Origin of the sequence: Rhodococcus sp. M8, assembly GCF_015654185.1 — a bacterium.
GTDB lineage: Bacteria > Actinomycetota > Actinomycetes > Mycobacteriales > Mycobacteriaceae > Rhodococcus > Rhodococcus aetherivorans.
In genome coordinates, this window is the sequence record NZ_CP064065.1 from 2,597,268 (window position 1) to 2,622,030 (window position 24,763).

Sequence of the window (24,763 nt, forward strand, 5' to 3'; positions counted from 1 at the left end):
AAACATCAGATTCCTCGGGGGTTTCGGGTCGTCGAGGGGTTCACGGGGCGGCGACGCCGACGCCGCGCCACTCGTCGACGAGCAGGGTGGGTTCGTAGCCCACGACCTGATCGGTCAGGGTGGAGCCGAGCTCGAAGAACACCAGCGGGATCGCGAGCGCGTTGTCGCTGACCAGCTTCGACACGTTGCCGAGCTTGCCGGCGCGCGCCTGCGGATCGGACTCGCGGTTGGCCGCATCCAGGGCCTCCTGGAATCCGGGGGCCGTGCTGCGGGACGGGTTCTGCGGAGACTCCGCCCCGTACAGCGAGGAGAACAGCAGGGCGGGATCGGACCGGCCGGTGAAGGTGGTGACGACGGCGTCGGCGTCCCCGCGGTTGAACGTCGGGGAGGCTTCGGACGGCGGCATCGGCTTCAACTGCATGTCGATGCCGACCTCGGCGAGCTGTTGCTGCACGATCTGGGCCACCTGCACGTTCTCGGGCAGGTTGAGCAGGATCGCAGTGAAGGAGAACCCGTTCGGCAGTCCCGCCTGTGCCAGGAGCTCCCGCGCCCTGTCGGGGTCGTACGGGTAGGCTCCGGCCAAGTCGTGCTCGTAGGCGAAGTAGTCCTTCGGGAAGTTCTGCGTCGCGGCCTCGGCGTGGCCTTCCATCGCGGTGTCGGCGATGGACTGCCGGTCGATCGCGTACGCCAGCGCCTGCCGCACCTCCGGCTTGCCGAACTCCCCGCGCGACCGGTTGAGGTTGATGGCCATGTGGTCGAGCCGCAGCGCCGTCTCGACCCGAAGGCCCTGCTGCTCGGCGGCATCGATGGTCAGGGGCGTGGTGATGGCGGCGTCCAGGTCTCCGGAGGACACGGCGTTGAGCCGGGCCTGCGGATCGGTCATCACGGTCCACACCACGCTGTCGGTGCGGACCGCGTCGGGATCCCAGTAGCCGGGCCGCGCGGCGAACTCGTACTCGGCGCCCGGCTGCGCGCGGGTGACCGTGTAGCGGCCGGCACCGGCCGGGGTGAGCGCCAGCGCGGCGTTCTTCTCCGGGGTTCCGAATGCGTCGGGGTCGACGATCATCCCGGCCAGGTCGGACAGCGCGAGGACGAGCTGGGCGCCGGGCCGGTCCAGCGCGAGCACGACGGTGCGATCGTCGGGGGTCGTGACGCCGGTGACCCCGGCGAGCATCGGTGCGGTCACCGAGTCCGGTTCGAGGGCGCGGTTCAGGTTGGCCCGGACGGCGGCCGCGTCCACGGGGGAACCGTCGGCGAAGCTCACCCCCTCGCGCAGATGCAGGGTGAGGGACTCGTCCGTCAGCTCCCACGATTCGGCCAGGCCGGGGACGGGTTGCGCGTCGACGTCGCGGTGCACGAGCCGGTCGTAGACCAGGTTGAGCATCGTGGCGTCACTGGTGATCTTGGTCTTGTGCGGGTCGAAGGAGGACGCGCCGAAGACCGTCGCGTAGCGCAGGGGGATCGTCGGGTCGGTGACACCCGAGTGCTGGGACACCTCGGAGCCGCACGCGGCCGCCAGCACCGCGCACGTCCCGAGGGCGGCCGTCCACCGCCGGATGGAAAACCTGCCCGTTGCGACCGGCATCTCGCCCCTTCCTCGAAGCGCTCGCGCGCACAGTCGATTTCAGGACGGACGTCGATGCGCACGGCCTGTTACCGACCGAACGTAGGGGCTTGTGACATGCCGCACATCGCCGTTCCCACTGAACGAGACCGTGCGGGAATCGACGGTCAGCCGAGCGCGCCGAGGAGGGTGGAATTCACCTCCGCGGCCGGGACCATGGGCATCGTGTGGTGCGTTGCTCCCTCGACGATCACCGGCCGCAGCCGCGAGCTCGTCGCCTCGACCGCGGCCGCCACCCGCGCGCTGTCGTGGATCTTGCTGCCGGCCGCGAGAATCACCGTCGTGTCGACCGCGAGCCCGGCGAGGGTGGGACGTGCGGGTCGTTTCGGGACGACCAGCTTCGCCGTCGGGAAGTGCTCAGCGCCCTGGGCGGCGAGGTTCAGCCAGTCCGCGTCGAGGGGCCGGCCGCCGGTCTCCCACGCGAGGAAGCTGCGCTGGCGGTGGTCGCTCGGCCGGAGCAGCAAGGGGATCGCGCGGGCGAGGTACTGTGCGCGCATCCCGGCGAAGCACGAATTCGGATCGAGCAACACCATGTTCGAGATCCGCTCGGGGCGTTCGAGCGCGTAGGCGAGCGCGATCATCGCCCCGTACGAGTGGCCGGCCAGCCGGAACGAGGACAGGCCGAGCGTCGCCGCGATGCCGTCGAGCCACGACAGCAGATCTTCCACGCTGCGCATCGGCTTTCCGTGCGCGACACTCCGTCCCACGTCACCGATCGGATCCACCGCCAGGACCCGGTACCGGGTGGCGAGCGCGGCGGCGTTGGCGAACCACACCGTCGACGTCGCTCCCCCTCCGGGCAGCAGGAGGACCGGCGGCGCGTCCTCGCGGCCGCAGACGTTGATATGCGTTGTGCCGAATTCCGATTCGACCGTCACTGCGCCGACGTCCGCCGGCCACTTCGCGAGCACGGCATCGTAGGCGCGGAGGAACTGCCTCCCCGCAGTGGAGGCCGCGAATTCTGTTGTCGACGCACGCGGCATCGCCTTCCCCCCTTCGTCCGGATCAGCCGGTCGGTCCGGCCATCCCGTAGAACCGTTCGACCCGCATCGTCAGCACGAGCCGGCGGTCGGCGACCATCGCGTCCCGGAACTCGTCCCAGTCCGGGTGTTCGCCCTGCACCGCCCGATACAGGGCGACGAGTTCCTCGACGGTGTCGTCGTGCGGGTCCTTCGCGACGGGCGACAGTTCGGCGGTGCCCTCCGCGACCGCGTACGCCCAGCCCTCGGCGGCGCTGACATACAGGCTCACGCGCGGGTCGCGGCGCATGTTCGCGGTCTTGGCCCGCCCGTCGGTGATGGAGACCGAGAACGTCCGGGCGCCGGGGTCGTGGTGGTACACGATGTTGGAGAGCTGCGGCCGCCCGTCCCGCTTCAGCGTGACGAGGGCGCCGATCTTCGTTGCAGCGAAGAGTGATTCGATCCTGTCTGCGGGCGCCGTCATGGGATCACCATCTCTTTCCGTGGGAACGGTAGCGCTTGACGTACTCCACCCAGTTCCAGGTCGACAGGAACCCCTGCGCCGCCTCGTACCCCTTGGCGAACTGTGCCTCGATCTCGGACTTGTCGAGGTGGAAGTCGAGGACCCCCACCTCGGTCGAGTCGACCCGGATCGTGCGGGCGCTGACCCACGGCTGGTTGAGGTGGGCCTGGTCGCGGCCGACGAGCACGGTGGTGACGATGCCCTCGATCAGCTCCGGGGAGTCGCCGAGGGCCGAGAACGGACGCAGCAGCCGCAGCGGTGGGAGGACCTTGTCGTTGTCGGCGGGCAGGTTCGGCAGCACGGTGACGCCGAAGGTGGGCCAGCGGGGTTGCTCGGTGTCGATCCGGTCGAGCGAGTCGATCGGGAAGTTCGACAGTAGCCCGCCGTCGACCAGTGTCGACGTCAACCCGGACGTGGCGGTGAGCGTCGCGGGCCGGAAATAGAACGGGATCGACATGGACGCGCGCACCGCGTCGGCCACCGACTGCTCGTCGGGATCGAGGCCGTAGACCGACCGGTAGTCCCACGGCAGCCGGACCAGCAGGCCCCGCGTGATGTCCGTGACGGTGACCACCAGCCGGTACCGTCGCTCCTCCGGGATGTCGTCGTCCTCCATCCGCAGATCCCCGAAGGTGCTGACGCCCAGGTCCTTCAGCGTGTCCCGGATCCAGGCGTGCGCGTAGTCGCCCTGGTAGATCCCCGACCCCCGGAGCACCCCGAATGCGGGACCCAGCAGGGGAATCCGTTCGACGGGCCCCGGGTCGAGGAACTTGCGGTACCTGATCCCGAAGACGGCGTCGCGCATCTGCTCGCCCGTCCATCCGGCCTTCGATCCGGCCGCGACGATGGCGCCGACCACCGCCCCCGCGGACGTGCCCGACACCCGGTTGAGCCGGTATCCGGCGTCGGCCAGAGCCACGACGGCACCGGCGAGGCCGATGCCCTTCACCCCGCCGCCGGCGAGGACGAGGTCGGCGACGTCCGGATGCGGGGCTGCGGTCATCGCACACCCCCGAGGCCGCGTCCGCCGCCCGGGACGATCCGTTCGCACCCGTACATGGCCGCCTCCTCCTGCACCGCAGTGCCGCATCGACGAACTGTTCGCGGGACGGACGCACCCGGCTCCCCTGTCCCGTTCACACTATGCCGGGCCCCGTGCGAACGCTGGCAGGAAATCGCGGTCCGGACTGTGAAGTGGCGGCTGAACGGGAGGATCTCGTGTCGAGGGGGCGCCTGTTGCGGCGAACGCCGAGAGGCCGGCGCAGCAACCGCCCCTTCGACGCGACAACCGCCCGGTTAGCTCGGGCGGGCGTCGGGGTGTTCGCGCACGAAGTTGAGATACGCCTTCGACGGCGTCGGGCCACGCTGGCCCTGGTACTTCGACCCGACGGCGGCGCTGCCGTAGGGGTGCTCGGCCGGGCTGGTCAGCCGGAACAGGCACAACTGCCCGATCTTCATCCCCGGCCACAGCGTGATCGGCAGGTTGGCGACGTTGGAGAGCTCGAGGGTGATGTGCCCGCTGAAGCCCGGGTCGATGAACCCGGCCGTGGAGTGGGTGAGCAGACCGAGGCGGCCGAGCGACGACTTGCCCTCGAGCCGGCCGGCGAGGTCGTCGGGCAGGCTGCACGTCTCCATCGTCGAGCCGAGCACGAACTCGCCCGGGTGCAGCACGAACGGCTCCCCGGGCGGGGCCTGCACCAGCGAGGTGAGCTCGTCCTGGCGCTGCGCGGGGTCGATGTGCGTGTAGCGGGTGTTGTTGAAGACGCGGAACAGGCTGTCGAGCCGTACGTCCACGCTCGACGGCTGCACCATCGCCGCATCGAAGGGGTCGATGCCGAGACGCCCGGAGGCGACCTCGGCGCGGATGTCGCGATCGGAGAGCAGCACGAGGTAGAGGCTAACAACCCGCACAGGGCGGCTCCGAGAGCGCTCGAGGTTGTCAGCCGCGCCGGATGTCCGTCGCCGCCGGTCGCGTCAGCGGGCCTGCGACGACATCGTGAGCAGAAAATCGGTGCAGGCCTCGATCACCTCGTCCTGGCTCAGCGGGCTGTCGCCCTCGAGCCACGCCGTCAGCACCTGTGCGAGGCCGCCGACGACGAAGTGCGCCGCGAGGTCGAGCCGGGGCGTCGAGCTCACCTCGAAGAAGTCCACCGCCTGCGCCGTCACCAGCCCGGCGAACATGCGCGACGACTCGAGTCGCCGGCTCACCAGCTGGGGGTTGGCCTGGCTGACAGAGAAGATCAGCCGGCCCATGCGCGGGTCCTCGGCGACCTCGCGGACGATGTTCTCCACGCCGGCCCGGACCACCGACCGTTCGTCGCGCGGTGCCTCCGTGACCGCGCGCAGGGTGCTCTCGGCGATCCGCTGGATCACGTGGTCGTACACGGCGACGGTGAGTTCGTCGCGGTCGGGGAAGTTCTCGTAGAAGTAGCGTGAGGCCAGGCCGGTGCGCTTGCACACGCCGCGGACGGACAGGGTGTGATCGCCGTCGGGTCCGCCGAGGATGTCGAGCCCGGCCTCGATGAGCTGCGCCCGCCGTTCCGCCTGCCGCTGTTCTCCCCCGCGTCCCCCGTAGAGCCGTCCTGTCACCATCCGTCCATCTTCTCAGGAGAGCTCTTTACCCCGATCATATATGTGACTACAGTCGTGTCCACATATAGGACGGACGAAGGGATCGACCTCGTGACCACCCTCGAGAAGCCTGCCGAGTTCGACGACGTCATGGACGGCCTCGGCCTCATGGCCGGCGCGGCGAACGTCATCATGCAGCTGTCCCACCCCGGCGTCGGCTCCGGTGTCGTCGAGAGCCGTGTCGCCTCCGGCCGGCTGTTCGACCATCCGATCAAACGCACCCGCACCACCCTCACCTACCTGGCGGTCGCGGCCACCGGCACCGACGAGGAGAAGCAACTCTTCCGGCGCGCCGTCAACACCGCCCACCGCCACGTCCGCTCCACCGAGGCGAGCCCGGTCGAATACAACGCCTTCGACCCCGAACTGCAGCTGTGGGTGGCCGCGTGCATCTACCGCGGCTTCGAGGACGTGCACCACGCGCTCTACGGACCGATCCCGGCCGAGGCCGTCGAGTGGTACTACCGCAAGGGCGCCACCTTCGGCACCACCCTGCAGGTCGAGCCCGACATGTGGCCGATCGACCGCGAGGCGTTCGAGGAGTACTGGAACGAAGCGCTCGCCAAGGTCGACATCGACGACGTCGTGCGCGACCACCTCTACGCCATCGCCGCCATGCGGTTCCTGCCCCGCCCGGTGTCGCTGCTGTTCGGCCGGCTCAACCTGTTCCTCACCGCCGGCTTCCTGCCGCCGATGTTCCGCGACCGGATGCGGCTGCCGTGGAGCCCGCGCGACCAGCGCCGCTTCGACCGGCTCATGCGCACCCTCGGGGCGGTCAACTCGCGGCTCCCGGTGGCGCTGCGCGAAGCCCCCTACCGGCTGCTCATGGCCGATCTGCGCCGGCGGATCCGGACGGGCCGTCCGCTGGTCTAGGCCCTCCGGGGCCGGTGCGCAGCCACATCAGCAGCTGCCGGTAGACCTCGTCGTCGTTGAGCAGCGTCAGATGGTGCGCCGGCGCCCGGTGCATGCCGTCCTCCATGCGGAAGCCGATGCGCCGGGTCCGGCCGTGCCCCGACGCGCTCGGCACCAGGACGAGTCCGTCCCCGAGCAACCGCCCCAGCGGATGAGCCGGGCTGCGCGTCAGGGTCGCCGACACGAAGCAGTGCATCGCCCCGTCCAGCAGGGGCACCTCCCGGCACACGGCGCGGCGCAGGTCGTCGATGCCGCGACCGGACCAGTCCTCGTCCACCACGGCGCCCTGGTTCAGGTCGCGGATGCCGGCGCTGCGCCGTCGCAGCAGCGTCCCGAACGGCCGCAGCTCCGGGACCGCGACGAGCGCGGCGCTCGCGTAGTGCACCGCCTGCTCGAGCGGCGCCCCCAGATGCGGGGATCCGAGCGAAACGACATGGCGCACACGATGAGTCCACGCCGCATCGGTCTCGGTGCCGTAGAAGCAGGCGCTGCGCGCGACGAGCCCACCCATGGAGTGGCCGATCAACGCGAGCTGCTCGACCTTGCGCGGCCACGCCCGCACGAGCGCGTCGAGCAGCGCCGACAGTTCCCGACCGTTCGCGGAGATGCGCCGGCCCGTGTTGTAGCGGACGAACACGGATGTGCAGCCGAGATCGTCGACGAGTCGTTCGCCGTAGGTGCGGCGGCCGCCGAACCGCCACGTCGTCTCGGTCTCCATCAGACCGTGGACGAACACCACCACGCGGCCCGTCGCGGGCGGGAACGCGCGGGCGAGGCCCTCGGTCGTGAGCGGCACGGCCCGGCTGTCCACCCGCACCGACATCGGCAGCGCCAGCGGTGAGCCCTCGGCCTCGAGGACGTCGCCGATGAGGCCCTCGACCGCGGCGATCGCCATCGCCCCGCGGACGCTCTCCGACGGCAACCGGTCGCCGGTGGACTCCGCAAGCCCGAGCGCGGCCAGCTTCCCCGTCGCCGCGGCGGCACCCCTGATCGCGGAATAGACCCCGTCGGCGATCGCGTCGTGCGCGGCCTTCACCGCCAGCGCCGGCGTCCCGACGCCCAGTGCGACCGCCCCGAACACCCGGTCGGAGATGCTGCGGTGCATCGCCTGCACGCCCCCGGTCGCCGCGCCCACCTCGTCCAGCAGCAGCCGAGCCAGCTCGGACGCCTCGGACCGCTCCCCCGTGGCCTTCATGTTCCCAGTGTGGGGGTGCGACGCGCCGCTGTCGCGGCGGGTGCGAGCGGGAGGTTCCGGCGACGAGGGGGTGGTTCCGGAGGCCTCCACTCGGCGTTTGCCGCAACAACCTCCCCCTCGAAACGGAACGCTCCGGGGTGGATGTGACGGCGTCCGCGCGGAGTCTGCTACAGTGTGCGACGAGCGTGGACGGAGCCGAGAAATCGGCAAAAGCCCAGCGTGCCGATGTAGTTCAATGGTAGAACATCAGCTTCCCAAGCTGAATACGCGGGTTCGATTCCCGTCATCGGCTCTCCCGAAGGCCCCGGCCGGCGCATCGCGCAGCCGGGGCCTTCGTCGTTGGCGGGTCGGCGCCCACATACCGGCTAGCCGACCAGCAGCACCCCGGTGAGCGCGGTCGCGGCGACAATGATCGTCGAGGCGGCGGCGAGAGCGAAGGGCCGCCACCCCACACCGCGCAACACGGACAGCCGGACCCCGGTGCCGAGCGCGAACATCGCGGCGGTGAGCAGCGCGGTCTGGGTCAGTCGCGCGGCGTCGAGCCACGCCGGTCCGAGAACACCGGTGGCCCGCAGCGCCACGCAGGCGAGGAATCCGACCAGGAACAGCGGCACCAAAGGCGGTCGCCGCGTCTGCGTGGGCGTGGCGGTGCGGCGTCGTGACGCCACCCCGATCCACGCGACCACCGGCGCCAGCAGCGCCACCCGGGCCAGCTTGACCGTCACTGCAATGGCCAGGGCACCGCCGCCCACCGCCGCGGCCGACGACCCCGCGTCGAGCGCGCCGCCGGCCGCGACCACCTGCGCCACCTCGTGAATCGCCGCGCCGGCCCACATTCCCGCCTGGGTCGAGTCCAGACCCAGGGCGGCCGCAGCCGCGGGAAGAGCCGGAATCATCACGGTGCCGAAGACGACGACCAGCGCGATGGTGGTCACCAGTTCCCGCTTACGTGCGTTCACCACGCCGTCGACCGCGGCCGCGGCCGCGGCACCGCAGATTGAGAAACTGCACGCGATCAGCAGCCGTTGCGTCCAGCCGATCCCGAGCAACTTCCCGAGCGCCATCGACCCGGCGATGCCCAGGCCGACCACCGCAGCGACCACCGCGAGCGTCCCCCACCCCAGTGCCAGCACGTTCGGCAGCAGCAGTTGCAGACCCAGCAGCGCGACTCCGATACGGAGCAGCCGCCGCGAGGCGACGGTCACACCCGGCTCGAAGACCGTCGGCAGCGTTCCCAGATTCGCGACCACCGCGCCGAGCAGGATCGCGATCAGCAGAGGGCTGATCCCACCCAACAGGCGCGCCGCGACAACTGCCACCGCCGCCGCGGCGGCAGACAACACCAATCCGGGCAGCGATGCACGCGCCCGTTCGAGCGCAACCTTCCCGTTGAGCCGGGTGCCGCGGCCGCCGCTGCGCCCGTCCCCGCCTCGGCCGCCCGACTCGGCCTGGCCGGTCCCCACGCCCGCGGCCGGCCGCGTATCCGCTCCGCCCGACGTGTCGTGGTCGGGATCTCTGCGGTCGGACTCCGCGGCCGCGGTAGCATCCAGCACGCTGCACACTCTCTTTCTTCGTCATGTCGGCCCGGGCATCCCGGCCCGGTCGAGGTATTCGACGTGGGGTCGGGTCCGTCAGGCTCGGTGCGTGACCGAGATCTGTTCCATGTCGGTGCATTACGGACACTTCGCGGTGACCGGCTCGCCGGGATCAACGTCGCCGCGATCGAACGGGCCACAATCACCGACCCGGCTGGGGACCTCCCCGCAGGGCCTGAATTGCGACGCACCTCACGGTATCCGGATTCGGCACGGCATACTGTCCCTATCGGGACACGGTGTATTCGATATGGGACACCGCGTTCGCGCGGATGCCGGTGTCATACCAGCGCGTTCCCGGCCCGCACGGCGGTGTCCGTCCGGTGTTGGGCGCGCCATTGCCTTGGGCTGCAGTCGAATTCGTTGCTGAACCAGCGGGAGAAGTTGCTTGCCGAGGAGAAGCCGAGCAGATCGGCGACCTCGGTGAGCGAGTAACGACGGCCGGCGACGAGGTGTTCGGCCAGGTCCACGCGGGTGGCGGTGAGCACCGCGGTGTAGTTCTGCCCCGCCTCGGCGAGATGGCGGTGTACGGTGCGCCGGTCGACCCCGAGGCTGCGGGCGACCTGCTCGACCGAGCATCGCCCGGTGGGCAGCAGCAGTTCGATCAGCTCGCGGACCCGGGTGACGGGCGTCGCCTCGGGCCGGGTGTCGATGGTGTCGAGGAATTGGCGCGCATACGGGCCGATCGAGGGACCCGACATGGCGTTGGGAGCGTCGAGATCGCTTGTGTAGAGGACAATTCCGGAGAACTCCTGGTCGAACTTGACCATCGGGCCGAACGCCTCGAGGTGGGCGCTGGTGTCCTCGGGGGCGAAATGAGTGAAGCAGACCGCCAGGGGCTGCCAGCGGCCGCCGCGAAAATCGCGTAACAGCCCGTGCAGTACCCCCATCGCCAGTTCCGTGGCCTGCCGGGTGTCGGCGGGTTCGCCCAGCTCGAGCCCCACCCGGATCGTCGCGACGTCCTCTGCCTCGACCAACCGCAGCCGCAGGGCCTCGTTGTACATGTGCTGATAGCGCATCAGGAACTTCAGCGCGCTGCGGACGTCGGGTTCCTCCCGGATGACCAGGCTCACCGGGCCGAGGCTGGCAAAGCGCCGACGCTCGACGAGCCGCAGCGCGAAGTCGGGGCAGCGGGTCGCGGCGGCCGAGCGTTCCAGCAGGCGGGCGATCGCGACGGCGGGGATCCACCGGTCCGGCAGCCCCAACCCGGCGGGATCGAGCCCGACGCTGCGCAGCAGTGGCGTCGGATCCGTGCCCAGCGACGCGCACAGGTCGGCGTACCCTGTGATCGCGGCGTAGCGGGCCAACGGCTTCATGTCCGGCCCCACCTCTCGCCCCGGAGAGAACACCTATGTCACCTCAAGATACGCTCGATCGGGCGGTGAGACACGCCCCGGAAGGCGCCGATCGAAATCGCCGCCGGGGACACCGACGATCAGGTGCACCGTGTCGCACCGACGGCTGTTCGGCAGCGCGGGGACGGTCCCCCGCGCGGGCGGCGGCCGCGAGTGCATGCGTCGGTGGTCGTGGGTGATCGTCATCATCGTTGTTCGGGTTCGTGGAGGAAGGCGTCGATCACCGGGGCGAGTCTGCCGGCGTTGGTGATCGGTTCGATATGTCCGCCGTTGTGCAGGTACAGGGTGGCGTGGGGTAGCAGTCGGTGCAGGATGTGGGCGTTGACGATCGGAACGATGGGGTCGTCGGTGCCGGCGACGATCAGGGTGGGTTGGCGGATGAGGGGAAGCATCGGCAGGCTGGTCCACACGGCGCCGGCGAGCAGCTGGTGCAGGTAACCGATCGTCGATCCGGCGTGGGTCTGGGTGTCGAAGAGGGCGGCGATGTCGCTGCCCTGGTTTCTCGCGGTGCCGCCGTAGATCTGGCCGGCGATCGCTGCGGTGTGATCGGGGTCGGTGAACCGGCGACCGGTGAGCATCTTGGCGAGCACCCGGGGATGTCCGGGCACCATGAGCGCCCCGGTGGCGGTGGCGACGAGCACGAGTCGCCGGCACCGGCGCGGGTTCTGGAAGGCGAACTGCTGGGCCAGCGCGCCGCCCCAGGACAGGCCGAGTACGTCCACCACGCCGATACCGAGCCGGTCGAGGACCCGTCCCAGCAGCCGCGCGAGGTAGCCGAACCCGTAGGGCGCGAACGAGGTCCGCGACCCGCCGGCGCCGGGGACGTCGAACCGGACGATCGTGGTGGCCGGGTCGAGGGCGGCGACGAACGGGTCGAGCACCTCGAGCCCGGCGCCGATCCCGTTGCACAGCACCAGCGGCACCCCCGACCCGCGCCGGATGTGGACCCGGATGCGTTGCCGGCCCACGGTGAGGGTGCGCTGCGTGGTGCGAGCGTCTCCGGTCATCGGTAGACGACGACGACCTCGGCGACGCACACCGGCCGCGTCCCGCCCCGGATCTCGTAGGTGAGGGTGAACACGGCCTCGATGCCGGCGGGTTTCTCCACTGCGGCGGTGAGGGTGACGGTGGCGCGCAGTTCGGCTCCGACCGGGACCGGCGCGGGGAATCGGACCTTGTTCACCCCGTAGTTCACTGCCATCCCGAGGTGGTCGATGGCGAGTACCTCGGCGAGCACGATCGGCGTCAGCGACAGGGTGAGGTAGCCGTGCGCGATGGTGGTGCCGAACGGTCCGGCCACCGCCCGGTCGGGGTCGGTGTGGATCCACTGGTGGTCGCCGGTGGCGTCGGCGAACCGGTTCACCTGCTCCTGGGTGATCTCGCGCCAGTCGGTGCGGCCGAGTTCGTGCCCGACCAGGTCGAGCAGTGCTTTCGGGTTGTCGAGTGTGGTGGTCATGATGTCGCTTCCTGAGGTCGTGGTGGGTCAGATGTGGTGTACGTAGGTGCCGGGTGCGGGGTCGAGCGGGGAGTGGCCGGCGCCGCCGAGCGTGGTGGGTGCGGCGACGGTGGCGCCGCTGCGCGCGGCGAGCCAGGTGGTGTAGTCCGGCCACCAGGAGTCGCGGGTGACCGTCGCGCGGTCGAACCATTGCTCCGGGGTGTCCGCGTCGACGGGCCCGACCCGGAAGGACGCCTTGGGGTTTCCGGGTGGGTTGACCAGCGCGGCGACGTGCCCGCTGGTGGAGAGCACGAACCGGGTGTCGGCACCGCCGAGCAGGGCGGCGCTGCGGTGGCAGGACTGCCATGGCGAAATGTGGTCGGCGATGCCGCCGATCACGTACGCGTCGGCGGTGACCGCTCCGAGGTCGATCGGGGTGCCCAACAGGTCGATCGTGCCGGGGGTGGCCAGCGCGTTGGTAGCGCCGATGCGGACCAGGTCGCGGTGCAGGCCGGCGGTCATGCGAGTGGTGTCGGCGTTCCAATGCAGCACGTCGAACGGCGCGGGCGGGCGGCCCTGCAGGTAGTTGTTGACCCAGTAGCGCCACACCAGGTCGGTCGGGCGCAGCCAGGCGAACACCTCGGCCAGCTCGTCCCCGTCCAGGAAGCCCCTGGACTGCGAGCGTTCGATCGCGGTCTCGGCGGTGCGTGCGTCGAGGGCGGCGGCGGCGAACCCGGCTTGGGCCTGGTCGAGCACGGTCACCGCCAGGGTGAGCCCGGCAACCCGGTCGCCGTGGCCGGTGGCAGCCAGGTACGCGGCGGTCGTCGCGGCCAGGATCCCGCCCGAGCAGCTGCCCTGCAGATGCGTGCGGTCGGTGCCGGTGATCCCCTGGACGGCGTCCATCGCCTCGAGGATCGCGCCGCCGTAGGTGTCGAGGTCCCAGTCCCGATGCTCGGCGTGGGGGTTTCGCCAGGAGATGGCGAACACCTGCTGGCCCTGGGCGACGAAGTACTCGATCATGCTGCGACCGGGGGCGATGTCGGTGATGTAGTACTTGTTGATCACCGGCGGCACCATCAGCAGCGGCACCTCGCGCACGGTCGTGGATTGCGGGGCGTACTGGATCAGCTCGAACACCGGGGTGCGCAACACCACTGCCCCGGGTGTGACCGCGACGGTCTCGCCGAGGGTGTAGGCGCCGTCTTCGATCATCGCCGGCACCCGCGGCTTGGTGGCCATGTCGCGGGCGAACGCGCGCGCCCCGCGCAGCACGGACAGGCCGCCGGTGTCGATGAGCGCCTTCCACCCGAGCGGGTTGAGCAGCGGATTGTTGCTCGGCGCGAGGCCCTCGACGAGGTTGTCGAGCACGAACCGCATCCGTTCGGTGTCGCGCCAGTCCAAGCCCGCGTCCGCGAGCAGGGCATAGGCGGTGTCGGCGGTGGCGAGGTAGGCCTGCATGCTGCGGTGCAACCAGGGGTTGTTCTGCCACGCCGGGTCGGCGAATCGTTTGTCGCCCTTGCCGGGTGCGCGGTCGGCGCGGCCGGCGGCGACCGCAGCGAGTTCCTTGGCCAGGTTTCCGCCGCGGTGCGCGAGCGTGCCCGGGCGGGTGGCCAGCCCGCCCGCGAGCCGGGCCCAGGATCGGTTGGGCAGCATCCGGCCGGCCACGCCGCGGGCCGAGCCGGCCAGCAGCAGGTCCAGCGGCGCGGCGAGCTCGTCGGGGCGGTGTGCCGGCTTGGTGGTGGTGGTGGTCATGGTCGGTTGCTGCTTTCGAAGGTCGGGATGGTGATGTCGCGGCGCAGGATCTTGCCGGTCGGCCCCTGCGGCAGGGTGTCGAGGATCCAGATGTGGCGCGGATACTTGTAGGCGGCGACCCGCTGTTTGACGAATGCGACGATCTCGGCGGGATCGGCGCTCGCGCCGGGCTTGAGCGTGACCGCGGCGCCGATCTCCTCGCCGAGGCTGACGTGCGGGATGCCGACCACCGCGGCCTCCGCCACGGCAGGGTGCTCGTAGACGACCTCCTCGACCTCGCGGGGGTAGACGTTGAACCCGCCGCGGATGATCAGGTCCTTCTTGCGGTCCACGATGTAGAAGTAGCCGTCGGTGTCGATGCGGCCGATGTCGCCGGTGGCGAACCAACCGGCCGCGTCGATCGCGGCCGCGGTCGATTCGGGCAGGTTCCAGTAGCCCTTCATCACGTTCGGTCCCGCGATCTGGATCTCGCCGGGCTGGTCGGCCGGAACCTCGGCACCGGTGCCGTCCACGACACGCATCCGCACGCCCTCGATCGGGGTGCCGATCGAGCCGGTCTTACGGACGCGGTTCGGGTGGTTGAACGAGGCGACCGGGGAGGTTTCCGACAGCCCGTAGCCTTCCAGGATCACCGCGTCGAAGGTCCGCTCGAAGTCGGTGAGCACTGCCACCGGCAGCGACGCGCCGCCCGAGACGCACACTCGCAGGCTCGCCGTCGCCGCCGCGTCGAGTTCCCCGGCGACACCGAGCATCGCGGCGTACATGGTCGGCACGCCCTCGAACACGGTGACCCGGTCGCGGGCGATCACCTCGAGCGCGACTCGTGGGTCGAACCGCGGCACCAGTGTCAGCGTGGCACCCACGAGGACCGAGGCGTTGAGCCCACAGGTGAGCCCGAAGACGTGGAACAGCGGCAGTGCGCCCATCACGACGTCGTCGGGTCCGATCTGGATCAGGGTGCGGGCGGTCACCTCTGCGTTGCCGGCCAGGCCGGCGTGGGTGAGTTCGGCGCCCTTGGGCTTGCCGGTGGTGCCCGAGGTGTGCAGGATCACCGCGGTGTCCTCACCGGCCCGCGCCACCGGCGCGGCCTGCGCCGGCAGGTCGGCGGTCAGGCGGGCGAGGTCGTCGTCGTCGACCAGCCACAACCGGGCGTCGGCCGCGTCGGACGCGGCGCGGGCCTGCTCGGCGAACACCGGGGTCGCGAACAGCGCCGACGCGGCGGTGTTGGTCAGGAAGAACTCGATCTCGCGGGCCTTCAGCAGCGGGTTCATCGGCACCGCGATCGCGCCGCGCCGCAGGATGCCGTAGAAGACGATCGCGAACGCCGCGGTGTTGGGCAGCATCACCGCGACCCGGTCACCGGGTGCGATCCCGGCCCGCTCGAGCAGGGTTGCCACCCGCGCCGCGGCCGCGTCGAACTCGGCGAACGAGAGCGTGTCCTCGCCGCACCGCAACGCGGTCTTGCCGGGGTAGTTGCGCGCCGATACAACGAGATTGGTACTGAGATTGGTCATGCTGTGGTTCTCCGGTGTGGTTCGAGAAAGGGGTCGTGGTCGGTGGTCGCCTCCGAACCGGCGTGGGGCCGAAGGGGCACGCACAGCGCTGGAGCCCAGCGAATGGAGCCGAGCACCCCGGTCAGCCACGCGATGCGGGCGGCGGCGTCGGACCGGGTGCGCGTCAGCCGGGCGAGCCACTCGGTGGGTTCGCTCGCGTGGGTGGCCGGCGCGGTGATGCTCACAGTCCGAGGTCCCGTCCGATGATCTCCTTCATGATCTCGTTGGACCCGGCCCAGATCTTGGTCACCCGTGCGTCCTTCCACGCCCGCGCGACCCGGTATTCGTTCATGAACCCGTAGCCGCCGTGCAGCTGGACGCAACTGTCGAGGATCTGGTTCTGCACCTGCGAGCTCCACCACTTGGCCTTCGCGGCGTCCACCGCGGTGAGCCGCCCCTCGGTGTGTGCCTGCACGCACCGATCGACGAACGCCTGCGCCACCTCGAGCGTGGTGACCAGTTCGGCGAAGAGGAACTTGTTGTACTGGAACGAGCCGATCGCCTGGCCGAACGCCTTGCGCGCCCGGGCATAGTCGAGGGTCTCGGCCAGGATCGCCTCGGCGTGCGCGAGATTCGACACCGCCGCGCAGATCCGTTCCTGCGGCAGCATTCGCATCATGTGCGCGAACCCGCCGTCAACCTCGCCGATCACGTTCGCCGCCGGGACCCGGACGTCGGTGAAGAACAACTCGGCGGTGTCGGACTCGGGTTGGCCGACCTTGTCCAGCTTGCGGCCCCGTTCGAAGCCCGCCGTGCCGGTCTCGACCGCGAACAGGGTGATGCCCTTGGCCTTCTTCTCCGGACTGGTCTTCGCCGCCACGATCACCAGGTCGGCGTGGTAACCGTTGGTGATGAACGTCTTGGACCCGTTGAGGATCCAGTCCTCCCCGTCGCGTCGGGCGGTGGTCTTCAATCCGGCCAGGTCCGAGCCCGCGGCCGGTTCGGTCATCGCGATCGCGGCGACCAGTTCACCGGTGCAGAACCCCGGCAGCCACCGCTGCTTCTGCTCCTCGGTGGTCAGCTCCACCAGATACGGCGCCACGATGTCGTAGTGGATGCCGAAACTCGACGCGATCGCGGCACTCACCCGCGAGAGTTCCTCCCCCACAACCGCGTTGAACCGGTAGTCTCCCGCCGCGCTGCCACCGTACTGTTCGGGTACCTCCAGCCCGAGCAGGCCGAGCTTGCCCGCCTCGATCCAGATCTCGCGGTCGATGAACCGCTGCTCGATGATCCGCTCGTGCTCCGGAATCAGGTGGCGCTGCGTGAAGTCACGCACCGTGTCACGAAAGGCGAGGTGGTCGGCGGTATAGATGGTCCTGGTCATCGATCTTCCTGAGGGGTGGCGACGGGTGTTTCGAGCACGTCGGGCAGGTGGCCGCCTCGGCCGGCTGCATCGACGATCCCGGTGCTGGGGACGTGGCCCGCGGAGTGCGGGACTCGATCGAGAACCCATGCGGGTCTTCGGCTTGCCACTCCACGGTAGCCGAACCGCACCCACCGTACTTATCTCATCGGGTCAGCAGACTATTCGTATCGGGACAGGGTTGATGGCGCACGGACGACACCGCCTGCATTCCACGCGAATCCGATGAGCACCGTTGTCGCACACCGACGCCGCCCCGGTCGGCTCGATCGACCGACACCGCCCCACACCACCACACACCCTCGCATCCGGGATGCAGCCGGCTCGAACCCGGCGGGATGCACGTCCCGGGCCGGCGAGACAGCTGGATCGCCGCAGCGTCCCGAAGCGAATATTTGGAGTCCCGCCAGGATAAGTATCCATGGGATGGTCCGACTAGAGTTGGGTTCATCACAGCACGGGCCACCCGGTGACCGCCCTCACAAGCCGAACCGGCGCACCCGAGCGAATCCAAAAGCTGTTCCACAGCACAACGTTTCGGATCTCCGAGTCGTCACGACGCGAGCACCCGGGACCGAGAAGGAGAATACCGTGGCGAAGGCCGTTCGTTTCTACGAGACCGGTGGACCGGAGGTCCTGCGGTGGGAGAACGCCGAGGTCGGGGAACCCGGCCCGGGCGAGGTCCGGATCCGCCACGGTGCGGTCGGCCTCAACTTCGCCGACACCTACTTCCGGACCGGGCTCTACCCGGCCGCGTTGCCCGCCGGCATGGGCGTCGAGGCGGCGGGTGTGGTCGAGGCCGTCGGCGCCGGTGTGTCGCACGTGCGGGAGGGTGACCGCGTCACCTACACCGGCAGCCCGCTGGGCGCCTACAGCACCGAGCGGGTGATGCCGGCCGAGCACCTGATCACGCTCCCGGACGGGATCGCGTTCGAGACCGCGGCGTCGATGACCATGCGCGGGCTCACCAGTGCGTATCTACTGCGGCGCATCGCCGCGCTGGACGCCGGGGACACGGTGCTGCTGCACGCCGCCGCAGGCGGAGTCGGCTCCATCGTCACCCAATGGGCGAATCTGCTGGGCATCAACGTGATCGGCACCGTGTCCAGCGACGCGAAGGCCGAGATCGCCCGCGCCAACGGCTGTGCACACGTGATCGTCTACACCCGCGAGAACGTCCCCGCCCGGGTCCGCGAGATCACCGACGGGGTCGGGGTGCCGGTGGTGTTCGACAGCATCGGCGCCTCCACCTTCGCGACCTCGCTCGACTCGCTGGCCCGCCGCGGCCTGCTGGTGTGCTTCGGCACCGCGTCCGGACCGATCCCGCCGATCGACGCGATGTCGCTGGCGGTGAAGGGCTCGCTGTTCGTGACCCGTCCCGCGCTGGCGGACTACATCGCCGACCCGGCCGAGCGGGCCGAACTGGCCGGCGAGGTGTTCGGCCACGTCGCCGCCGGCCGGATCCGCATCGACATCAACCAGCGCTACGAGCTGGCCGACGCGGTGACCGCACACCGCGATCTCGAGGCCGGCGCCAGCATCGGCACCTCGGTGTTCACCCTCTGAGCCCGGCGAATACCCGACGCCATTACCGAACCCCAATTCTTCTAGGAGACAACGCAATGTCTGTCACGATCGAGATGCCCCGGCGGACACGGACGGTGACCCCGTTCCGGGTCGAGCCGTTGACCGCCACGATCGGTGCGGAGCTGTTCGACGTGGACCTGGGCGAGGTGTCGCGCGACGACGCCCTGTTCGCCGAGCTGCGTGCGCTGCTGCTGCGTCACAAGGTGCTGTTCCTGCGCGAGCAGGACTTCACCCGCGCCGAGCACGTCGCGCTGGCGGAACGGTTCGGCCCGCTCGAGGATCACCCGGTGGCCGGCAGCGACCCCGACCATCCCGGGCTGGTGCGGATCTACAAGGACCTCGACAGCGCGCCGGAGCACTACGAAAACGCCTACCACTGCGACGCCACGTGGCGGCAGAACCCTCCGATGGGTTCGGTGCTGCGCGCCGTGGAGATCCCACCGGTCGGCGGCGACACCGTCTGGGTGAACATGGCGCAGGCCTACACGCGGCTGCCGCAATCGGTGAAGGACCGGATCGACGGGCTGCGCGCCCGGCACAGCATCGAGGCCAGCTTCGGTGCGAACATGCCCCTCGAGGCCCGGCACGCGCTGCACGAGCGGTTCCCCGACGCCGAGCACCCGGTGGTGCGCACCCATCCGGAAACCGGGGAGAAGATCCTGTTCGTCAACGCCTTCGCCACCCATTTCGTCAACTACCACACCCCCGACAACGTCCGCTTCGGCATCGACTACGCCCCCGGCGCCGGGGATCTGCTGCGCTACCTGATCAGCCAGGCCGCGATCCCGGAATACCAGGTGCGGTGGCGCTGGACCCCCAACAGCGTCGCCATCTGGGACAACCGATCCACGCAACACTATGCGGTGCAGGACTATTGGCCCGCAGTACGCAAGATGGAACGCGCCGGCATCGTCGGCGACGCCACCTTCTGACCCCTCCCCCGTCCCGTTCACCCTCACCAACCCCACCACAACTCTGATCGGAGCACCACCATGCACTTCCACGACGACGCCCTGTTCCCGGAGAACCAGGAGAAGCTGGTCATCACCGTCGCCCCCTACGGCCCGGAGTGGGACATCGACGACTTCGCCGAGGACCTGCCACTGACCATGGACGAGCACGTGCAGAAGGCGGTGGACTGCTACGAGGCCGGCGCGACCGTGCTGCACATCCACGTGCGGGAACTCGACGGCAAGGGCTCCAAGCGGCTCTCGAAGTTCAACGAGCTGCTGGCACGGCTGCGCGAGGCGGTACCCGAGATGATCCTGCAGGTCGGCGGCTCGATCTCGTTCGCACCCGAAGGCGAGGGCGCGGACGCGAAGTGGCTCTCCGACGACACCCGCCACATGCTCGCCGAACTCGACCCCAAGCCCGACCAGGTCACCATCGCGATCAACACCAATCAGATGAACATCGTCGAGCTGATGACCGCCGACGACATCGCCGGCACCTCCTTCGAGCGCCCCGAGGTCTACGACGCCTACCGCGAGATGACCGTCCCGGCCGGGCCGGGCTGGGTCGAGGAGCACCTGCGCCGGCTGCAGGCCAACGGTATCCAGCCGCACTTCCAGCTCGCCAACATCGCCCAGCTCGAGACCGTGGAGCGGTTGATCCGTCGCGGCGTCTACACCGGCCCGCTGATGGTGACCTGGGTCGGCATCGGCGGCGGCTTCGACGGTCCCAACCCGTACAACATGATGGAGTTCATCCGCCGCACCCCCGACGGGGCGGTGCTCACCCTGGAAACCCTGATGCGCAGCGTGCTGCCGGTCAACACCATGGCCATCGCGATGGGCCTGCACGCCCGCTGCGGCACCGAGGACACCCTGTGGGGCCGCAAGGGCGAGAAGATGACCTCCGTGGCGCAGGTCGAACAGCTCGTCCGCATCGCGAACGAACTCGGTCGCGAGGTCGCCACCGGCAAGGAGGCCCGCGAGATCTACAAGCTCGACGAGCACTACACCAGCGCCGAGGAGACCCTCGCCAAGATCGGCTTCGCGCCCAACCGCCGCCCCGGCCAGCGCGGCTTCACCCAGCACGCCTGACGCAGCATCCGCGTGACCCGCGGGGCGTGACACCACGCCCGGTGCGCGCCCCGCCCCCGGGCACGCGAAACCCCTTCTCCCACCAGCCGTCAGCACCACAAGTTCCACCCCAGCCATCGCGCTTCTCCCCCCACCCCACCCGAGGTTTAGGAAGATCATGTCCTCTCCCACCACCACCGCGCCGGAGCGGGCCGCGACCGTGTCGGCGCCGTCTCGCCGCAGCGGGCGATCCCGGTTCTACCCGTGGCTCGTGTTCGCACTCACCTTCGGGCTGCTGCTGTCGGACTACATGTCCCGGCAGGTCCTCAGTGCGGTGTTCCCGTTCCTGAAAGCCGAATGGTCGCTGTCGGATTCGCACCTCGCATCGCTGAACAGCGTGGTCGCGTTGATGGTCGGGTTGCTCACCCTGCCGCTGTCGATGCTCGCCGACCGGTGGGGCCGGGTGCGCAGCCTCGTCGTGATGGCCGCGTTGTGGAGCGTGGCGACCCTGCTGTGCGCGGTGGCGGGCTCCTACGAGCAGATGCTCGGCGCCCGGTTCCTGGTCGGGGTCGGTGAGGCCGCCTACGGCAGCGTCGGTATCGCGGTCGTGCTCAGCGTGTTCGCGCCGCGGCTGCGGGCCTCGCTCTCGGGTGCGTTCATGGCCGGCGGTTCGTTCGGGTCGGTGATCGGCGTCGCATTCGGCGGGGTCATCGCCGTGCAGCTGTCCTGGCGCTGGTCCTTCGCGTCGATGGCAGTCTTCGGGCTGGTCCTGGTCGCGCTGTTCTGGGCCCTGGTCAGCGAGCGCAAGCTCGCCCGCCACGCCATCGACGACGACGCGAACACCACCCACACCGCTGCGCCGGGCCCGGTTGCGCGTGCCCCGATCTCGAGCCTGTTCACCAACCCCGCGGTGCTGTGCGCCTACATCGGCGGCGGGCTGCAGATGTTCACCGCCGCCGCGCTGATGGCGTGGCTGCCCAGCTTCTTCGGCCGCTCCTACGGGCTGGCCGCGGACAAGGCCGCCGCGATGGCCGCGGTCTTCGTGCTGCTCATCGGCGCCGGCATGATCGTGTGCGGCATCGTCGCCGACCGGGCCGCCCGCCTCGACCCGGCCCGCAAGTGGACAGTCGCGATCGCGATCAGCCTCGCCGCCGGGGTACTGCTGATCGTCGGGTTCCGGCTGCCGGTCGGCACCGCCCAGCTGGTGCTGCTCGGACTGGGCGCGTTCTTCTCCGCCGGCTCCACCGGCGCGGTCACCGCGATGGTCGCCAACCTGACCCACCCCACCGTGCGGGCGTCGGCGTTCGGCACCACCACCCTGGCCAACAGCCTGCTCGGGCTGGCCGCGGGCCCGTTCGTCGTCGGTGTCCTCGCGGACAGGATCAGCCTCGCCGATGCTCTGCAACTCGCGCCGCTCGTCTACCTGGGCGCGGTCGCGGTGCTGCTGGTCGGCAAGCGCGTCTACCCCGCCGGCGTCCGCAAGCTCGCCACCCTGTCCGCCACCCCCGCGCAGCAGACCGGAGCCGACAAGTGAGCATCCTCGATACCACGACCGTGGTGATCGTGCCGGGCCTGCGCGGCCACGTCGCCGAGCACTGGCAGACCCTGCTCGCCGCGCGGCTGCCGAAGGTGACCACGGTCGAGCCGCTGCAGCGCGACAAGTTCGGTCTCGCCGCCCGCGTCGCCGCCCTCGACGAGGTCGTCGCCGGCACGACCGGCCCGGTGCTGCTGGTCGCGCACAGCGCCGGTGTGATGATCACCGTGGCGTGGGCCCAGCGCCACGACCACCCCGTCGTGGGCGCGTTGTTGGCCACCCCACCCGACCTCACCGTCGCGCTGCCCGCCGGCTACCCCACCCCCGAGCAGCTACGCGACAACGGCTGGTATCCCACCCCGCGCACACCGCTGCGGTTTCCCAGCATCGTCGCCGCCAGCAGCAACGACCCGCTCTGTGGGTTCGACCGGGCCGCCGCTCTCGCGCGGCACTGGGACAGCAGACTCGTCGACGCCGGACCGGTCGGGCACCTCAACCCCGCCGCCGGCTACGGCCACTGGCCAGCCGCCGAGGACCTCGTCCGTGAACTTGCCGAGGCACCGCCGCCCCGACCGGTCCCCGTCCGGGCCTGAGCCCCGGACCGTGGCGGCGAACCCTGCGATACCGACGTCGAGGTTCGCCGCCACACTCGACAGTCTCTCGTCGATCCTTCTGACACGGGTGAGGACCTCCGTGCGTCCGGATACCGTGGATCCGACACGGACAGGTCAGGAGAGCGCCGAATGATCACACGGACCAGGTTCTTCTCCGTTCACCACTCACGGTCGGCGCGATCGGGGCCTCCCCCGGACCCGCCGCCCCCGCCGGCGCCGTCCTCGGGCCTGTGGTGGCAGCTGGTCGCGGTCGCCGTCCTGCTCGGCGGCCTGGTGGTCGCCCTGGCCCTGCAGACCCCGACCTCGAGCACCCTGACCTACAGCGACTTCGTGGACCGGGTCGACGCGGGCACCGTGGAACAGGTGACGATCGACGACAAGGGATCGGTCTACGGAACACTTTTCGATGGAACCGAATTCGTCACCCAGCTACCCACCGCGCTGGACCTCGCCGGGCTCGACAACAAGCTGCAGGCGAAGCAGGTCCGGGTCAGCGCGGAACAGACCGACGACAGCCCGTGGGGGGCGATTCTGTTCAGCATGCTGCCCTTCGTGGTGTTCGCGGGACTGCTGCTGTGGCTCGGCCGCCGGGCGCAGCGCGCATTCAGCGGCGGCGCCGGCGGTATCGGGGGCATCGGAACGTTCGGCCGCTCGAAGGCCCGGGTGATCGAAGCGAACCGGCCGACCACCCGCTTCGCCGACGTCGCCGGATACGACGGCGTCAAGCAGGAGATCAGCGAGGTCGTCGACTTCCTGCGGGATCCGGAGAAGTACGCGGCCGCCGGCGCGAAGGGTCCCCGCGGCGTGCTGATGATCGGCCCGCCGGGCACCGGCAAGACGCTGCTGGCCCGCGCGGTGGCGGGTGAAGCAGAGGTGCGCTTCCTGTCCGTCACGGGCTCGGAGTTCGTGGAGATGTTCGTCGGCGTCGGCGCCTCCCGCGTGCGGGACCTGTTCGAGCAGGCCCGCAAGAGCCCCCCGTCGATCATCTTCATCGACGAGATCGACGCCATCGGCAGCAAACGCGGCGTCGGGACCTACGCCGGAAACGACGAGCGGGAGCAGACGCTCAACCAGTTGCTGGCCGAGATGGACGGCTTCGATCAGAGCGTCGGCATCGTGGTGCTGGCAGCGACGAACCGCCCGGAGGCGCTCGATCCGGCACTGCTGCGGCCGGGCCGGTTCGACCGCACGGTGGTCATCCCCCTGCCCACCCAGTCGGAACGGGCCGCGATCCTCTCGGTGCACCTACAGGGCAAACACCTCGGGCCCGACGTCGATCTGAGTGTGCTCGCGCGGGCCACCCCGGGGTTCTCGGGTGCGGATCTGGCGAACCTGGTCAACGAGGCCGCGATCAACGCCGTCCGCGACGACCGCACCGTCATCTGCGCCGACGACTTGTCGTCCGCGCGCGACCGCCTGCTGCTCGGCCGCCGCGAGAGCGCCAACGCCCTGCTCCCCGAGGAACGGACCTCAGTGGCGGTGCACGAATCGGGTCACGCGCTGCTCGCGGCCCTGTGCCCGCACGCCGACCCGGTGGCGAAGGTGACGATCCTGCCCGCGGGCATGGCGCTGGGATCGACCCAGCAGCTCCCCGAGGTCGAACGCCACCTCTACAGCGAGGGATATCTCAACGATCTGCTCACCGTGCGGGTGGGTGGGCGGGCCGCGGAAATCGTCGTGTTCGGGGAGGGCTCGACCGGCGCCGCCGACGATCTGAGCGGCGCGACCCGGATCGCCGTGCGCATGGTGCGGGAATTCGGGCTGTCCGAAGCGTTCGGCCCGGTGGGGTACGGCTCCGGCGATCCCAACTACCTCCATGCCGACACCAGCGACCGGAGCCTCGTGCGGCCCTACTCGGAACACACCCAGCAGCTCGTGGACCGCGAGGTCGCCCGGCTGCTGCGGGCCGCCGAGGAACGGGCGGTCGCGCTCCTGACGCAGCATCGGACGGCGCTGGACCGGCTGGCCGCGATCCTCGTCGAGGAGGAGACCGTCGACGGCGGCGTCGTCCTCGATGTGCTTCGGGTGGAAGCGGACACGGCCCGGCCGCAGCGCCTCGGCAGCACCTGAGGGATGCGCCCGACATGATTCGCCGCGCCGCGGG

Annotated in this window: 22 protein-coding genes and 1 tRNA gene; 8 read left to right on the plus strand and 15 right to left on the minus strand. The window is 70.2% G+C overall.

Translation table 11 applies throughout. The features are described from left to right. Positions 1–40: 40 nt before the first annotated feature. The 6 genes from ISO16_RS11535 to ISO16_RS11560 all read right to left on the minus strand — a co-directional run bounded on the left by ISO16_RS11535 (position 41) and on the right by ISO16_RS11560 (position 5,698). Positions 41–1,585, minus strand: coding sequence for an ABC transporter substrate-binding protein (locus ISO16_RS11535; RefSeq protein ID WP_072636071.1), 1,545 nt, complete (start codon positions 1,583–1,585; stop codon positions 41–43). Between the two features lie 146 nt (positions 1,586–1,731). Continuing rightward, positions 1,732–2,607 (minus strand): alpha/beta fold hydrolase, encoded by an 876-nt coding sequence (locus ISO16_RS11540; RefSeq protein ID WP_072636072.1) that lies wholly within the window; start codon positions 2,605–2,607, stop codon positions 1,732–1,734. A 22-nt stretch (positions 2,608–2,629) separates the two neighbouring features. Then, the gene (locus ISO16_RS11545) at positions 2,630–3,067 is read right to left on the minus strand and encodes a PPOX class F420-dependent oxidoreductase (RefSeq protein ID WP_072636073.1); all 438 of its coding nucleotides are present in this window, start codon (positions 3,065–3,067) and stop codon (positions 2,630–2,632) included. A gap of 4 nt (positions 3,068–3,071) precedes the next feature. Further along, positions 3,072–4,109, minus strand: a complete 1,038-nt coding sequence (locus tag ISO16_RS11550; protein WP_043798453.1) for a patatin-like phospholipase family protein — start codon at positions 4,107–4,109, stop codon at positions 3,072–3,074. 293 nt (positions 4,110–4,402) lie between these two features. Then, on the minus strand, positions 4,403–4,993 hold the full coding sequence (gene dcd, locus ISO16_RS11555; protein ID WP_006947585.1) for a dCTP deaminase: 591 nt from the start codon (positions 4,991–4,993) through the stop codon (positions 4,403–4,405). 87 nt (positions 4,994–5,080) lie between these two features. Beyond that, on the minus strand, positions 5,081–5,698 hold the full coding sequence (locus ISO16_RS11560) for a TetR/AcrR family transcriptional regulator (protein ID WP_006947584.1): 618 nt from the start codon (positions 5,696–5,698) through the stop codon (positions 5,081–5,083). 90 nt (positions 5,699–5,788) lie between these two features. Between ISO16_RS11560 and ISO16_RS11565 the strand changes: the two genes are divergently transcribed. Then, positions 5,789–6,610: an oxygenase MpaB family protein gene (locus ISO16_RS11565; RefSeq protein WP_083662318.1), complete on the plus strand. Its 822-nt coding sequence runs from the start codon at positions 5,789–5,791 to the stop codon at positions 6,608–6,610. On the opposite strand, the gene ISO16_RS11570 is transcribed toward ISO16_RS11565, so the two are convergent. After that, positions 6,561–7,844 carry an esterase/lipase family protein gene (locus ISO16_RS11570; RefSeq protein WP_072636074.1) on the minus strand — a complete coding sequence of 428 codons (1,284 nt, stop codon included), beginning with the start codon at positions 7,842–7,844 and terminating at the stop codon, positions 6,561–6,563. The genes ISO16_RS11565 and ISO16_RS11570 overlap by 50 nt on opposite strands. 221 nt (positions 7,845–8,065) lie before the next feature. Here ISO16_RS11570 and ISO16_RS11575 point away from each other — a divergent pair. Next, positions 8,066–8,136, plus strand: a tRNA-Gly gene (locus ISO16_RS11575). A 73-nt stretch (positions 8,137–8,209) separates the two neighbouring features. Here the strand turns inward: ISO16_RS11575 and ISO16_RS11580 are convergent. The 8 genes from ISO16_RS11580 to ISO16_RS11615 all read right to left on the minus strand — a co-directional run bounded on the left by ISO16_RS11580 (position 8,210) and on the right by ISO16_RS11615 (position 16,861). Beyond that, entirely contained in the window at positions 8,210–9,406 is a 1,197-nt protein-coding gene (locus tag ISO16_RS11580; RefSeq protein WP_170913981.1) for a YeiH family protein, read from the minus strand. A 314-nt stretch (positions 9,407–9,720) separates the two neighbouring features. Next, positions 9,721–10,755 (minus strand): AraC family transcriptional regulator, encoded by a 1,035-nt coding sequence (locus tag ISO16_RS11585; protein WP_065922126.1) that lies wholly within the window; start codon positions 10,753–10,755, stop codon positions 9,721–9,723. A gap of 224 nt (positions 10,756–10,979) precedes the next feature. Next, positions 10,980–11,801 (minus strand): poly(3-hydroxyalkanoate) depolymerase, encoded by an 822-nt coding sequence (gene phaZ / locus ISO16_RS11590; protein ID WP_029545805.1) that lies wholly within the window; start codon positions 11,799–11,801, stop codon positions 10,980–10,982. After that, positions 11,798–12,250: a MaoC family dehydratase gene (locus ISO16_RS11595; protein WP_006937051.1), complete on the minus strand. Its 453-nt coding sequence runs from the start codon at positions 12,248–12,250 to the stop codon at positions 11,798–11,800. Before ISO16_RS11595 ends, phaZ begins: the two co-directional genes overlap by 4 nt. Before the next feature lie 27 nt (positions 12,251–12,277). Next, positions 12,278–13,981 (minus strand): PHA/PHB synthase family protein, encoded by a 1,704-nt coding sequence (locus ISO16_RS11600; RefSeq protein WP_072636076.1) that lies wholly within the window; start codon positions 13,979–13,981, stop codon positions 12,278–12,280. Next, complete coding sequence (locus tag ISO16_RS11605) at positions 13,978–15,495, minus strand: long-chain-fatty-acid--CoA ligase (RefSeq protein WP_072636077.1); 1,518 nt, start codon at positions 15,493–15,495, stop codon at positions 13,978–13,980. Before ISO16_RS11605 ends, ISO16_RS11600 begins: the two co-directional genes overlap by 4 nt. Further along, on the minus strand, positions 15,492–15,719 hold the full coding sequence (locus tag ISO16_RS11610) for a hypothetical protein (RefSeq protein ID WP_072636078.1): 228 nt from the start codon (positions 15,717–15,719) through the stop codon (positions 15,492–15,494). Before ISO16_RS11610 ends, ISO16_RS11605 begins: the two co-directional genes overlap by 4 nt. Continuing rightward, positions 15,716–16,861 carry an acyl-CoA dehydrogenase family protein gene (locus ISO16_RS11615; protein WP_006937057.1) on the minus strand — a complete coding sequence of 382 codons (1,146 nt, stop codon included), beginning with the start codon at positions 16,859–16,861 and terminating at the stop codon, positions 15,716–15,718. The genes ISO16_RS11610 and ISO16_RS11615 overlap by 4 nt, the downstream gene beginning before the upstream one ends. A 630-nt stretch (positions 16,862–17,491) precedes the next feature. On the opposite strand from ISO16_RS11615, the gene ISO16_RS11620 reads away from it, so the two are divergent. From ISO16_RS11620 to ftsH, 6 genes are all read left to right on the plus strand, one after another. Continuing rightward, the gene (locus tag ISO16_RS11620; RefSeq protein WP_072636079.1) at positions 17,492–18,466 is read left to right on the plus strand and encodes a quinone oxidoreductase family protein; all 975 of its coding nucleotides are present in this window, start codon (positions 17,492–17,494) and stop codon (positions 18,464–18,466) included. Between the two features lie 56 nt (positions 18,467–18,522). After that, positions 18,523–19,419 carry a TauD/TfdA dioxygenase family protein gene (locus ISO16_RS11625; protein WP_072636080.1) on the plus strand — a complete coding sequence of 299 codons (897 nt, stop codon included), beginning with the start codon at positions 18,523–18,525 and terminating at the stop codon, positions 19,417–19,419. A gap of 60 nt (positions 19,420–19,479) precedes the next feature. Further along, positions 19,480–20,532: a 3-keto-5-aminohexanoate cleavage protein gene (locus ISO16_RS11630; RefSeq protein ID WP_006937062.1), complete on the plus strand. Its 1,053-nt coding sequence runs from the start codon at positions 19,480–19,482 to the stop codon at positions 20,530–20,532. Positions 20,533–20,689: 157 nt separating this feature from the next. Then, positions 20,690–22,045 (plus strand): MFS transporter, encoded by a 1,356-nt coding sequence (locus ISO16_RS11635; RefSeq protein ID WP_072636081.1) that lies wholly within the window; start codon positions 20,690–20,692, stop codon positions 22,043–22,045. Continuing rightward, on the plus strand, positions 22,042–22,638 hold the full coding sequence (locus ISO16_RS11640; protein WP_072636082.1) for an RBBP9/YdeN family alpha/beta hydrolase: 597 nt from the start codon (positions 22,042–22,044) through the stop codon (positions 22,636–22,638). Before ISO16_RS11635 ends, ISO16_RS11640 begins: the two co-directional genes overlap by 4 nt. A gap of 150 nt (positions 22,639–22,788) precedes the next feature. Further along, a complete protein-coding gene (ftsH, locus tag ISO16_RS11645) occupies positions 22,789–24,729 on the plus strand; it encodes an ATP-dependent zinc metalloprotease FtsH (protein ID WP_230304528.1) in 1,941 nt (646 codons plus the stop codon). Positions 24,730–24,763: the final 34 nt, after the last annotated feature.